General features: G+C 69.0%; 9 protein-coding genes and 1 tRNA gene. 7 read left to right on the forward strand and 3 right to left on the reverse strand.

Translation table 11 applies throughout. The features are described from left to right. Nucleotides 1–96 precede the first annotated feature (96 nt). The 6 genes from ABRP18_RS05725 (at nt 97) to ABRP18_RS05750 (ending at nt 5,668) form a co-directional block, all read left to right on the forward strand. Nucleotides 97–168, forward strand: a tRNA-Gln gene (locus ABRP18_RS05725). A gap of 1 nt (nt 169) precedes the next feature. Next, the gene (gene glmU / locus ABRP18_RS05730; RefSeq protein WP_046748907.1) at nt 170–1,600 is read left to right on the forward strand and encodes a bifunctional UDP-N-acetylglucosamine diphosphorylase/glucosamine-1-phosphate N-acetyltransferase GlmU; all 1,431 of its coding nucleotides are present in this window, start codon (nt 170–172) and stop codon (nt 1,598–1,600) included. 6 nt (nt 1,601–1,606) lie between these two features. Beyond that, nucleotides 1,607–2,641 carry a ribose-phosphate diphosphokinase gene (locus ABRP18_RS05735; RefSeq protein WP_046748908.1) on the forward strand — a complete coding sequence of 345 codons (1,035 nt, stop codon included), beginning with the start codon at nt 1,607–1,609 and terminating at the stop codon, nt 2,639–2,641. Nucleotides 2,642–2,729: 88 nt separating this feature from the next. Further along, complete coding sequence (locus ABRP18_RS05740) at nt 2,730–3,203, forward strand: FMN-binding protein (protein WP_046748909.1); 474 nt, start codon at nt 2,730–2,732, stop codon at nt 3,201–3,203. A 15-nt stretch (nt 3,204–3,218) separates the two neighbouring features. Then, nucleotides 3,219–4,097, forward strand: coding sequence for an FAD:protein FMN transferase (locus ABRP18_RS05745; protein WP_349885700.1), 879 nt, complete (start codon nt 3,219–3,221; stop codon nt 4,095–4,097). Then, entirely contained in the window at nt 4,094–5,668 is a 1,575-nt protein-coding gene (locus ABRP18_RS05750; RefSeq protein ID WP_061017227.1) for a flavodoxin reductase, read from the forward strand. Before ABRP18_RS05745 ends, ABRP18_RS05750 begins: the two co-directional genes overlap by 4 nt. 132 nt (nt 5,669–5,800) lie before the next feature. Here ABRP18_RS05750 and ABRP18_RS05755 read toward each other — a convergent pair whose 3' ends face one another. The 3 genes from ABRP18_RS05755 to ABRP18_RS05765 all read right to left on the reverse strand — a co-directional run bounded on the left by ABRP18_RS05755 (nt 5,801) and on the right by ABRP18_RS05765 (nt 9,115). After that, entirely contained in the window at nt 5,801–7,303 is a 1,503-nt protein-coding gene (locus ABRP18_RS05755; protein ID WP_113681294.1) for a cell wall metabolism sensor histidine kinase WalK, read from the reverse strand. Nucleotides 7,304–7,329: 26 nt separating this feature from the next. Next, entirely contained in the window at nt 7,330–8,058 is a 729-nt protein-coding gene (locus ABRP18_RS05760) for a response regulator transcription factor (protein ID WP_045262204.1), read from the reverse strand. 79 nt (nt 8,059–8,137) lie between these two features. After that, on the reverse strand, nt 8,138–9,115 hold the full coding sequence (locus ABRP18_RS05765; RefSeq protein WP_349885701.1) for an acetylxylan esterase: 978 nt from the start codon (nt 9,113–9,115) through the stop codon (nt 8,138–8,140). 124 nt (nt 9,116–9,239) lie between these two features. Here ABRP18_RS05765 and ABRP18_RS05770 point away from each other — a divergent pair, with 124 nt between their 5' ends. Continuing rightward, complete coding sequence (locus ABRP18_RS05770) at nt 9,240–13,250, forward strand: hypothetical protein (RefSeq protein WP_349885703.1); 4,011 nt, start codon at nt 9,240–9,242, stop codon at nt 13,248–13,250. Nucleotides 13,251–13,288: the final 38 nt, after the last annotated feature.

Genomic DNA, 13,288 nt, shown 5'->3' on the forward strand with positions numbered 1-13,288 from the left:
ATCGGTATTTCACGCGGATGACGGGCCGCGGTGTCAGCGGAACCGGGGCCGGAGCATGGCAGACTTGTCCCCGCGGTGCCTTCATGGGCGGCGCGGTCCGCCGTGGTGTAATGGCAGCACGACAGCCTTTGGAGCTGTGAGGTCTAGGTTCGAGTCCTGGCGGCGGAGCATGACTGGGAACAATCTCGCGATCATCGTCCTCGCCGCAGGGCAGGGCACTCGCATGAAGTCGCGTCTGCCGAAGGTGCTGCACCCGATCAGCGGACGTCCACTCGTCGGGCACGTGCTCACCACAGCGCAGCGGTTGCAGGCGACGCACGTCGAGGTCGTCGTGCGGCATGAGCGGGACCAGGTGGTGGCCGCCCTCGCCGCCGATTATCCCGACGCGGTCTTCGTCGACCAGGACGACATCCCCGGAACGGGTCGTGCGGTGCAGGTGGCCGTCGATGCGTTGCCCGCCGACTTCGAGGGCGACGTGCTCGTACTCTCCGGCGACTGCCCCCTCGCCGATGCCGACACCCTCTCGGCCTTCCTCGCTGAGCACCGGGCGTCCGGGGCGCCTGCCACACTCATGACCGCGCTGGTGGAGGATCCCACCGGCTACGGTCGCGTGGTGCGCGATGCCGATGGCGGGGTCGACCGCATCGTGGAGCAGAAGGATGCGAGCCCGGAAGAGGCGGCCGTCCGTGAGATCAACGCCGGTATGTACGTGTTCCGCGCCGCGACGCTGCGTACCTACCTGCCGCAGCTGAGCCTCGACAACGCTCAGCGCGAGATGTACCTGACCGACGTGCCTGGACTGCTCCGCCGCGATGGCGACCGCGTCGCGGCGTCGGTCGTGTCGGACGTCACGGTCACCTACGGCGTGAACGACCGCACGCAGCTCGCGCTCGTCGGGCGCCTGCTCAACCAGCGGATCGTGCGCCGGTGGCAGCTCGAGGGCGTCACCGTGATCGACCCCGCCACCACGTGGATCGACGACGACGCGACACTCTCGCCCGACGTCACGATCCTCCCGAACACGCAGATCCTGCGGGCAACGGCCATCGCCTCCGGAGCTGTCATCGGCCCCGATACGACGCTCGTGGACTGCGAGGTCGGTGAGGATGCGGTCGTCCGCCGCACGGATGCGACGCTGGCCGTCATCGGCGCCGAGGCGACGGTCGGTCCGTTCTCCTTCCTCCGCCCCGGCACTGTGCTGGGCGCCAAGGGCAAGATCGGCGCGTACGTCGAGACCAAGAACGCCGAGATCGGCGAGGGCAGCAAGGTGCCGCACCTGTCGTACGTGGGCGATGCGACGATCGGTCGCGGAGTGAACCTCGGTGCGAGCACGATCACCGCCAACTACGACGACGTGAACAAGCACCGCACCGAGATCGGCGACGAGGTGCACACCGGGTCGCACACGGTGCTCGTCGCGCCCGTTAGGCTGGGAGCCGGTGCGAAGACCGGTGCAGGCGCCGTCGTCCGCAAGGACGTCCCCGCCGGCGCTCTGGCCATGAGCGTCGCCCCCCAGCGCAACATCGAGGGCTGGGTCGAGAAGAACAGAGCAGGGACGGGCGCGGCGGATGCTGCGTCCCGGGAGAATTCGGCGGAATAGGCGGACATGGCGCGCAAGAAGAAGACGGTCGATCTGGATCGCGACAACGGCGTGGCCCCCGGGATCATCGCCAAGACCAAGAAGCGGCTCGTCGTCGCCGGCGGTCGTTCGCACCCTGCCCTCACGGCGGCGGTCGCCGAGGCGCTGGGCACCGAGATCGCCCCGGTCGAGCACCGCACGTTCGCATCGGGTGAGATCTACGCGCGCTTCGAGGTCTCCATCCGTGGAGTGGATCTCTTCCTGATCCAGACGTTCGGCGAGCCGGTCAACGAGTGGCTCATGGAGACTCTCATCATGATCGACGCGGCCAAGCGCGCGTCGGCGAAGCGCATCACCGTCGTCGCTCCGTACTATCCGTATTCGCGTCAGGACAAGAAGGGTCGCGGTCGCGAGCCGATCAGCGCCCGTCTCGTGGCCGACCTGCTGAAGACCGCCGGTGCCGACCGCGTCATGAGCGTCGACCTGCACGCAGCCCAGATCCAGGGCTTCTTCGACGGTCCCGTCGACCACCTGTTCGCCAAGCCCGTGCTGCTCGACTACTTCGAGCGCACCCTCTCGCCGGAGGACCGCGAGATCCTCACGGTGGTATCGCCCGACATGGGCCGCGTGCGCGTGGCCGACACGTGGTCGGACAGCCTCGGCGCTCCGCTCGCGATCATCCACAAGCGTCGCGACCCGAAGGTCGCCAACCAGGTCTCCGTGCACGAGATCGTCGGTGCCGTCGAGGGACGCACCTGCCTCCTCGTCGACGACATGATCGACACCGGTGGCACGATCGTCAAGGCTGCGCAGGCTCTCAAGGCGAACGGGGCGCACCGCGTGATCGTCGCCGCGACCCACGCGATCTTCAGCGACCCGGCGTCGGATCGTTTGCAGGACTCGTCCATCGACGAGGTCGTCATCACCGACACGATCCCGCTCACCGAGTCGCGCCAGTGGGACAAGCTCACCATCCTCCCGATCGCCCCGCTCCTGGCCCGCGCGATCCATGAGGTGTTCGAGGACGGCTCCGTCACCAGCATGTTCGGCGGAGACGCGTAACACGTTACGTCAGCCCGTTCATAGGCGCGATGCCTAGCGTGAGGGGGTCGACGACCACGTCGACCGACACCGAGCCGGGAGGACCACCATGATCCGCACGACCGTACCGACCTCTGTCCGCAAGGGATCCGCACTCCTCGGGATCGCAGGTCTCTTCGTCCTCGCCGGATGCTCCGGCGCTGCCGATGCCGAGGGCTCTTCCGGAGCCGACAGCACTCCCGATACGGGTGCCTCCGCATCGTCTTCGGGAGGTGACGCCACGGCGACCTACACCGACGGCACCTACACGGCCGAGGGCTCGTACCAGACCCCCGAGACGGTGGAGAAGATCTCCGTCACGCTGACGCTCGCCGACGGCGTCGTCACCGATGTCGAGGTCACGGGTGATCCGCAGGCGCCCGAGAGCAAGCGCTACCAGGGCGAGTTCATCGACGGCATCGCCGCCGAGGTCGACGGCAAGCCGATCGACGAGCTGAACGTCACCCGTGTCGCGGGCTCGTCGCTCACCAGCGGCGGATTCAACGACGCCGTCGAGTCGATCAAGGAGCAGGCTGCCGCGTAGGCGCCTGAAAGCCGCATGGCCACCTGGAGCTTCGAGGCCATCGGAACGCACTGGGAGATCGAGACGACCGACCCGCTCCCGGCTGCCGCGAAGGCGGCGGTGACGGCGGAGATCGAGCGCTTCGACCGCGAATGGTCCCGGTTCCGTGCAGACTCCGAGGTCGTGCGCCTCGGGAGACTCGGTGGCGTTCTCGCCTCCGCCGACGCCGCCCCCATGCTCGACGCGTATCGCGAGCTCTCCGCGGCGACCGCCGGTGCGGTGAACCCCCTCGTCGCCGCGAGCCTGGATGCGCTCGGCTATGACGCGGCCTACACGCTGATCGCCGGGCAGCCGCTCCCGGCGCCGGAAGAGTGGGATCGGCATCTCTCATGGGATGGTGGCGAGGTCAGGGCTTCGGCTCCGGCTCTGCTCGACGTCGGCGCCCTCGGGAAGGGTCGCCTCGTCGATCTCGTGTCCACGGTGCTGGAGCGTATGCCCGGCGATCTCGTGATCGATGCCGGTGGCGACATCCGGGTGCGCGGGGCCGGTGTGCGCATCGCCCTCGAGCACCCCTATGACGCGACGAAGGCGATCGGCGTCATCGAGGTGAAGGACCAGGCCCTGTGCGCCTCGGCCATCAACCGTCGGGCGTGGGGGAGCGGGCTCCACCACGTCCTGGATGCGCGCACCGGCACCCCGGTGCGCACCTGGGCGGCGACCTGGGCCGTGGCGCCCCACGCTATGAGGGCCGACGCTGTGGCGACCGCCCTCTTCTTCGACGGCGGCCCTGAGATCGCTGCGGCCTGGGGAACCGAGTGGGTGCGGATGAGCACCGACGGACGGGTGCAGCGTTCCCCCGGATTTCCGGCCGAACTGTTCCTCACCGTCCAGAACCAGGGAAGAGTGGAATCGTGATCACCTCATTCACCGCTGCGCGTCAGCGGGTCCTCGCCGTGCTGGGCTCGCTGTCGATGTACCGTCTGGTCCTGTTCGCGCTGATCGCCCTCGCCGTCATCGCCTTCGTGCTCTCGCTGTTCGGCGTCATCGTCTCGCCGACCCCGCTCGAGCTCGTGGCGTCCTTCCTCGTGCTCGCGCTCGTCATCTCGGTCGTCGACGCTGTCGCGCAGCGCATCCTGCGGCTGCCCTGGCGCATCGAATCCTCGGTCGTGACCGCCCTCATCCTGTTGTTCGTGCTCCGCCCCGGCGTGGAGCCGAGCGCACTCGTCGGCCTCGCGATCGCCGGTGCCGTCGCGAGCGTGTCGAAGTATCTGATCGCCTGGCGGGGCCGGCACATCTTCAACCCGGCCGCGTTCGGCGCCGCCGTCGTCTCGATCCTCGGGGCGTTCGGGGCCTTCGAGTGGTTGGGCACCTCGTCGGCGTGGTGGGTGGGCACGCCCGTGCTCACGATCCCGGTCGCGGTGCTCGGTCTCCTGGTGCTGTGGCGCACCGAGAAGATCCGCGTCGTGCTGGTGTTCCTGATCGTCGCGGTCGCCACCTCCGTGGTGCGGCAGGCAGTCCAGGCCGTGGAGTTCGATGTCGCCTTCGACGTCGTGACAGCCCTGCAGTTCGCCGTGCTGCAGTCGCCGTTCCTCTTCCTCGGGGCCTTCATGCTCTCGGAGCCGCTCACTCTTCCGCCGCGGCGTCGGCAGCAGCTCGTGGTGGCCGTCGTCGTCGGTCTGCTCGCGGGGTGGCCCCTCTCCGTGGCCGGCCTGTTCACCCTCGGACAGGAGCGCGCGCTGCTCATCGGCAACCTGGTCGCGTTCGCCTTCGCACTGCGCGGGTCGGTGCGGCTCGTGCTCGAACGACGTGAGTTCGTCACCCCGACCGCGCAGGAGCTGACCTTCCGCGCCAAGGGCCGTGTGCGTTTCCTCCCTGGTCAGTATCTCGAGCTCGACGTGCCGCACCACCGCCCCGACGCGCGCGGCACCCGCCGGGAGTTCAGCATCGTGTCGGCGCCGGCCGACCTGCCCACGCTGCGCATCGCCTACAAGAACGGCGACCAGAAGCACCCCTCCAGCTACAAGCGGGCTCTCGCGGCCGCCGAGCCGGGGGCGACCTTCGCCGTGACCGGGACCTGGGGCGACTTCATCCTCCCTCGCGGTGACCAGCCCGTGCTCATGGTCGCGGCAGGTATCGGCGTGACGCCGTTCGTGTCGCAGCTGCGGCAGCTGCAGGCGACCGGGCAACAGCGCGACGTGGTGCTCGTGTACGTGGCATCCGAGGCCTCGGAGCTCGCCTTCCGCGAAGAGCTCGCGGCGACGGGCGTGCGCACCGTCGTGTTCACCCGCGACGAGCCGGCCGCCCTGCCCTCGCACTGGTCCTGGGCTCAGGGGGCGCGTCTGGACGCCGATACCCTCGAGCGTGCCGTTCCCGACCTGCCCGCGCGCCACGCGTTCATCTCGGGACCACCCCGCCTGATCGCCGATCTCGCGCCCGCACTGCAGAAGGCCCGCAGCCTCACCACGGACGCCTTCGCCGGCTACTGATCCCGCCGGCGCAGGAATCCTCTCGCGCGCGGCTCAGCATCGTGGCGGGCTCAGTGTCGTGGCGGGCTCAGTGTCGTGGCGGGCTCAGTATGGTGGTGGGCGCTGTGCTCGTGGCGGGCGCTGTGCTGCGGGTCAGGCGTCCGTAGCGGCGGTGTCGGGGGAGGCCGCCGGATTCGTCGGGATGCGGACGCTGAAGGTGGTGTTCCCTGGCTCGCTGTCCACCGTGATGGAGCCGTGGTGGCCCTCGACGATGGCCTTCACGATCGCGAGGCCGAGCCCCGTCCCGCCGGTCTGGCGCGCACGGGAGCTGTCTCCGCGGGCGAAGCGGGCGAACAGCTCGTCTCGGATGGCCGGATCGATCCCCGGACCGTCGTCGTGCACGCGCAGCACCGCCTCATCGCCCTCCTGCGCGACGCTCAGTGTCACCGTCGTGCCGGCCGGCGTGTGCGTGCGGGCGTTCGCGAGCAGGTTGGCCACGACCTGGTGCATGCGTCCCGCATCTCCCAGGATCGTGACGGGCTCGTCGGGCACGTCGATCTTCCAGTGGTGGTCCACGGCCGTGGGGCGCGCATCCGACAGCCCTTCCAGCGCCAGCTGGGTGAGGTCGACTGTGCCGTAGACGAGCTCCCGGCCTTCGTCGAGGCGGGCGAGCAGCAGCAGGTCCTCGACGAGCCTGGTCATCCGCAGCGACTGCGCCTGGATGCGCTCGAGCGAAGAGGTGGTGCTCTCGATGACCTCCGGTCGCTCGGACGGTTCCTTCGTCTGGCGGAGAGCTCGCAGCGAGAGCTCGGAGTAGCCGCGGATCGAGGCGAGCGGTGTGCGCAGCTCGTGGCTGGCATCGGCGACGAACCGCCGCATCCGCTCCTCGTTCTTCTGCCGGGACGCGAGCGAGGTGTTCACGTGATCGAGGAGCTTGTTCAACGACGCCCCGACCAGCCCGGTCTCGGTGCGCGGATCGGCCTCGGAGGCGGGGACGCGCTCCGTGATGGTCACCTCGCCGCGATCGAGCTGCTGGTTGGCGACCCTGGTCGCGGTGGTCGCGACGGCGCGCAGCGGGCGCAGGCTCACGCGGATCGTGATCGCCGTGGTGAGGGCCAGCAGGATCAGGCCGCCGATCGTGGCGAGCGCGATCACCGTGAGGAGCTGCGTGAGCTGGTTCTGGATCTCGTCACGGGGGAGGCCGGTCACCACGATGACCCCGTTGTTCGTCGGCAGCGCCATCACCCGGTACGAGCCCACGTCGCTGATGGAGACTGAGGCGACCGATGAGTCCTTCAGCGCGCCGGCGATCTCCGCCAGCTGGGCCCCGCTGAGGGTCTGCAGCGACCCGGCGAGGGGGTCGCCGTCCGTGGTCTTGGCGACGACGCCGCTGAAGCCGGTCACGGGGCTCGAGACCACGAAGAGCACACCCACCGGCGGTGCGGAGCTGTTCGCGAGCACGTTCTGCGCGGTGGCGGACGACGGGGGGAACGCCTCGGTCACCCGGACGAGCTGGTGCGCATTATTGGAGAGCTTCTGGTCGAGCTGATCCTCCATGGTCTTGCCCAGCGTCGCGCTGGTGATGATGGCGACGATGATGAGGATCAGCGAGACGAACCCGATCACGGCGGTCATCAGCCGTGTCTGCAGGCTCATCGGCCGTCTCATCGTCGTCGCCGAGCTCACTGAGGGGCCTTGATCATGTAGCCGACGCCGCGGACGGTGTGCAGCAGCGGCGTGCGTCCGGCGTCGATCTTCTTGCGCAGGTACGAGATGTACAGCTCGACGACCGATGACTTGCCGCCGAAGTCGTAGCTCCACACCCGGTCGAGGATCTGCGCCTTCGAGAGCACCCGGCGCTCGTTGCGCATCAGGTAGCGCAACAGCTCGAACTCGGTCGCGGTGAGCTCGATCTCGGTGCCGTCGCGCACGACCTCGTGGCTGTCCTCGTTGAGGGTGAGGTCGGCGACGCGCAGGATCGACTGGCCGTCGTCAGCGGTGGCGTGGCCGGTGCGGCGGATGATCGCCCGCAGGCGCGCGATCACCTCTTCCAGGCTGAAGGGCTTGGTGACGTAGTCGTCGCCGCCGGCGGTGAGTCCTGCGACGCGGTCGCCCACGGCGTCCTTGGCGGTGAGGAAGAGCACGGGGACGAGGTTGCCGGCATCCCGGAGCCGCTTGAGCACCGACATGCCGTCGAGGTCGGGCATCATGATGTCGAGCACGAGGGCATCGGGTTCGAACTCGCGCGCGACCTGGAGGGCCTCCATGCCGGAGGAGGCGGTGCGCACCTCCCAGCCCTCCATGCGCAGGGCCATCGCGAGCAGGTCGGTCAGCATCTGCTCGTCGTCGACGGCGAGGATGCGCAGGGGGGAGCCGTCGGGGCGGCGCAGTTCGGGCAGGTCGCTGGTCATGTCCCTATTCTGCGGAATCTCCTATGCGATTTCTATGGAGAACGCTATGCATTTTCTGAGAAGCGGTCCGTTGGGGTGTTCAGATCAGACGGTCGTCGGGCAGTGCGAGGAAGTCGATGCCGTCCTGCAGCGCGAGTCGGTCCGACAGCTCGCCGACCGTTCCGGGGAGGTGGCCCGCCGCCCGCACGCCGAGGCGCTTCGGGCCGGAGACGGCGTGGTAGACCGCGAACTGCCCGCGCGGATCGACGGCGGGGTCGAGCACGGCCGCGCTCACGTGCACGGGCAGCCGCAGCCGCCGCGCCGCGATCGCCGCGTCGAAGTAGTCGAGCACTGTCCGGACCTCCGGGTGCTCGCGGAGGTGCAGGCGCACGGCCTCACCAGTCCCGGTGCATCTCCGTGACAGGCGCACGTCATGGTTGCCGAAGCTCGGGACATCGAGCGCGGCGCGACGGAACCGCCCGTCCCACGGCAGGGCGAGCGCGCCGATGCCGCCGCCGAAGCTACCGCCGCTGAAGTCGAGCGCTCCCGCTGCGGATGGGGCCATCTCGAGGAGCACGGTCGCCGCTCGCCAGATGTCGGCGGCGCTGAAGCAGTGCGAGTAGGTGTCGCGGTGTTCGATCCCTGCCAGCACGTGCTCGTCGGGCGATGCGGGGAACCGGCTGCTCGTGCCGATATGGGTTCCGGGGGCGACCGGGAAGATCGCGGCGGTGTCGGAGGCGACGCGTTCGATGTCGGGGCCGGTGCGACCGCCGTAACCGTGGCCGACGACGAGGCCGCGGCGGGTCACGTCGGCAGCGTGCGGAAGCATCACGTACGCGACGGCCGCCTCATCGGCGGAGGAGTGGAAGCGGATCTCGGCGATGCGATGCGTCGGGGTCTCAGGGTGCTCCTGGGTCACCTCCCATGCCACGGCGCCCGTGCCCAACTCCTCGAAGGAGGCCCTCCAGAAGTCGTCGAAATCCGACGGTTCCACGGGGGGATCGAGTGGGGTCAGGAGCGTGCTCAGCGAGTACTCCGTCATCTCCTCAGGCGGGGTCTCGGGCGGGGAGTGCGTCACCGCGTGCATCCTTTCGGGTGGGCTGCCTCGTCGACGCTACCGGTGTCGACGGGGCATGTGGGCTCGGGTGATCGGTGCGGCGCATGCATTGACATCATCGCATAGGGATTGCATTATGTGCATCATGGATGCAACTCCTGGCGACGGTGCCGAACACAATCCCCTGATGTGGAGCCGACGCTCCGTGCTGCGAATGCTCGTGATCGCCGGCGTGCTCCCCCCGGTGCTCGGCTCGCCGGGCGGCATGGCCCCCGCGGCGGCCACCGAACTCACCACCGCCGGCGGGATGTATGCCGATGCTCTGCGGCGACTGGACAAACCGAACCTCGCCTTCACACAGGTCGCTCAGCTGGTGGGACAGAACCATCGCATGACCTTCCTGCAGGCGACGTGGGAGGGCGGCGCGACGATCGTGCGCGACCTCGAGGTCAAGCACAACGGCGGATGGCTGCAGATCACCGACCCCGCCCACCGCTTCGACGAGCAGTGGCTCGTGCTGGAGGGCACGCTGCCGGCCGGGAGCGCTCCGGAGCTGTACGGCCCGCTCGCGCCGAGCTGGCTGGGGTTCACCTCGTTCCAGGTGCTCGGCCCGCAGGCGATCGAGCTGACCACCAGCACAGACGACGTCGACCTCGTGGTCCGCTGGCGGCTGGAGGGCGCGCAGCCCGAGGCGCACTACGTGCTCACGGCCAAGACCGCAGGCGACTACATCGTCGGCTACCAGAGCCAGGACACCCGGTCGATCGACGACCTCGACGAGGTGCTCTGCGGGTCCTATCAGCACGCCCTCTCGGTGCTCGACGGCTCGGCGCCGCTGGGGGCGTGGGAGCTCTTCGCACCGATGGCGCTGACGCAGTACGCGATCGGCGACGTCGCCGTCACCTCGGGTGTCTATCTGCCGTCCGAGGTTGCCGAGTTCGTGCACGAACGGCAGCTGATGTCGGACCGACAGCCGTACGGCATGAGTCTGCGCAACGACAGCCTCGACATCGTGCCGTCCATGTACGCACCCCAGCCGGGGCTGCGGACGGCGATGACGGTCGGTCAGCAGCGCGGGTTCGCCTTCGGCCTCGCCGCGCGCGCCGACACGCTGTACGGCACCTACACGCAGCTGTGCCGCAACGAGTACGGCCTCACGGCGTACCGGCACAACGTCTACGACCGGTCGCTCACCGACGCCGTGCACGCCATGGCCGAGCTGATCGCCGTAGAGCCCAGCGGCGACGACTCCATCGACTACGTGCCGTCGTACTCGGGATGGTGGAACCGTGCCAAGGGGTTCGTCGACGTCGAGAACGAGGATGCCGTCCGCGCGGCGGCGAGCGGCGTCGTGCTCTCTGCGCACTACCTGACGGGAACCGCGGACAGCACCCTCTACGACCGCCGTGCCAGGCCGCTCGTCGAGTATCAGCTCTCCCGCAAGGGCATCGGGCATACGCCGATGATCGGCAGTCCCGTCTACAACGACAAGACGCAGTACCGGATCGGTCGGATTCCCACAGACGCCGTGAACCTCGCGTCGCTCTATCAGCTCACCCACGGGCGCAACGCCGGCATCCAGCGGCTCGCGGTGCAGGCGACCAAAGCGGGTGTTGTCGGGCAGAGCAGAGCCCCGTTCTCGAACGCGCTGGCGACGTACCGGGTCACGGGGGATCCGGCCTATCTCGCGGAAGCCACCTTGATCGCGCGGCGGTACTCGCAGGAGCAGATCCTGACGCCCTACCGCAGCAACGGTCAGCCGCCCGGCGGCTTCGCCTACAGCTTCTCTAAGTACTGGGTCGACCTGCTGGAGATGTTCGAGGCCACGGGGGAGTCCGAGTTCCTCGACGGGGCCTACCGCGAGGTGCAGCGTTTCATCACGCAGACCGCCGTGCGCCCGGTGCCGGACACGACGGTCACGGTGCCGGTCGGTTCCGTGATCAGGCAGCAGTACGACTGGGAGTCGCGCTCGTCCCTCCCGTCGTATCCCACCACCGACGTGCCGACCGAGACGGTGCCGGCCTGGTACGTGTCCCCGTCGGGGCTGACGTTCGAGGCATTGTCGTCGTTCAAGCTCGGTGTCAGCACGCTGGCGAACCCGGGTGGCGGCTACGTGTTCAACCCGTGCTGGGCCGGAGCACTGCTGCGCCTGGCACACCACACCGGAGACGAGCTGCTCGCCGACATCGCGCACAACATGGTGATCGGTCGCTTCACCACGTACCCCGGTTACTACGGGCGGCAGTTCCAGGTCGCGCACATGAAACCCGACTTCGCGACAAGCGGCCCGGTGGGCATCACGGGGTACTACTTCCACCACGCACCGGCCCAGCTCGGACTCGCGATGGACTACCTGATCAGCGAGAGCTTCTATCGGAGCGCGGGGGCCATCGAGTTCCCGCACGTGTTCGAGGCCGATTTCGCGTACTTCAAGTTCTTCGCCTACGGCCATGCCCCGGGAACGTTCTTCGGTGAAGACGGGGTCTGGCCGTACCTTCCCGCGGGGCTCATCGCGGTCGACAACCCTCTGGTCAACTGGATCGGCGGTGTCGGCAACGGCGCCCTGTACATCAGCCTGACCAACTCCGCCGGGACCGCGCAGCAGGTGGTCGTCGACCTCTCGAGCGACCTCACCGGGGTGCCCCGGAACTCCTCGACGCCCGTGGAGCTGGTGACGGCGAACGGCACTCGATCGACCGGAGCGGCGAGCAGCGGACGGGTCACCGTGACGGTCCCCGCGCGCGGGCTGGTGGCCCTCGTGGTGCGCGACGTCGACGTGCAGCGTCCCGAACTGCCGTTCGACGACATCGTCGATCACGGGCCGGACAGCTTCCACGAGGTCGACTCCGACCCGGCGACCGAGTACGGCGTCGCGCGAGGGATGCTCCTGGTGCGCCCCGACGGTCAGGGGTACGACGCGTACGTGCAGATCGACACGGAACAGCAGGCGACGCTGTCGTACCGGATCGGCGGGAACGCGGTGCAGCAGGCGCCCCAGAAGGCGTACCCGTTCGAATGGACGATCCCGGTCGACGACCTGACCGACACCTTCCGGTACACGATCACCTCCGGAGGAGTGACCACGCCCGAGGTCACGCTGAAGCTGCCCGCACGGATCAGCGGTGCGAACCCGGGTCTCGCGGGAGATGTCATCGCGCAGGCGACGGGCACCGCCGGCGACCGTGTGCCGCTGACGATCGAAGTGCGCAACGCGACGGACGACCCGATCACCGGCACGGTCGCGATCACACTCCCGTCCGGGTGGCAGCTCGACGGCGCGGTCCCGGCCGTCTCCGTCCCGGCGCAGGGCTCAGCCCGCGTGGAATCGGCCGCGGTGATCGCCACCACCGCACCGCTCGGTGAGGTCGAGGTGAAGGCGAAGCTCACGGTCACGGGAGAGGACCCCATCACGCTCAGACCGGCCGCGATCGAGGTGATCGACCGGCGCCGACTGGTGTCGCTCACCTCCGATGTCGAGATCGTGAGCGGGCCGGGCGCCGTCGCGAAGCTGACCGCACTCGTCATCAACACCGGGGTGACGCCCCTGCAGGGCACGCTCGCCCTCTACGGGCTCACGGGGTGGAGCGTCGGACAGCAGAGCACGACGATCACCGTGCCACCGCGATCGGATCTGACCCATACCTGGACGGTGACGGCCGGCTCCGGTGTCGCACCCGGATCGTCGACGCGCTTCGAGGCACGCCTCGATCAGAGCCTCAGGAGGGGAGTGCTCGTGCGCGTCGCCGACGAGGGCGTGATCGCCCACACGCAGTCGCCGTGGCCGGGGTACCTCGAGGCGGGGAACTGGTACCCCAGCGGACTCTCCGGCTGGAACGGCACCCGCACGCGGTACAGCGATTCCGACTCGGTGGGCAGCACTGTGACGTGGAACGTCGACCTCCCGCAGGCAGGGCTCTACCGTGTCTCGGTCTGGTACCCGACGAACCCCACGACCACGACGTCGGCGGCCTACGTCGTGGAGCATCAGAACGGCAGCTCCGAGGTGATCGTGGACCAGACCCAGGGCGCAGCCGCCTGGCGCTCGCTGGGCTCGTTCCGCTACGCGGCCGGTGCGACGGGCACGGTGCGACTCGAGGTGCGCAACACCAGCATCCACCGGGTCAGCGCCGCGCAGTTCGTCCGTATCGGCGACTGACTCCCCGGTTCGAATCGCGCAAATGGTCGCATCCGCCA

It is taken from the genome of Microbacterium sp. WHRI 7836 (assembly GCF_040223885.2).
Lineage (GTDB): Bacteria > Actinomycetota > Actinomycetes > Actinomycetales > Microbacteriaceae > Microbacterium > Microbacterium oxydans.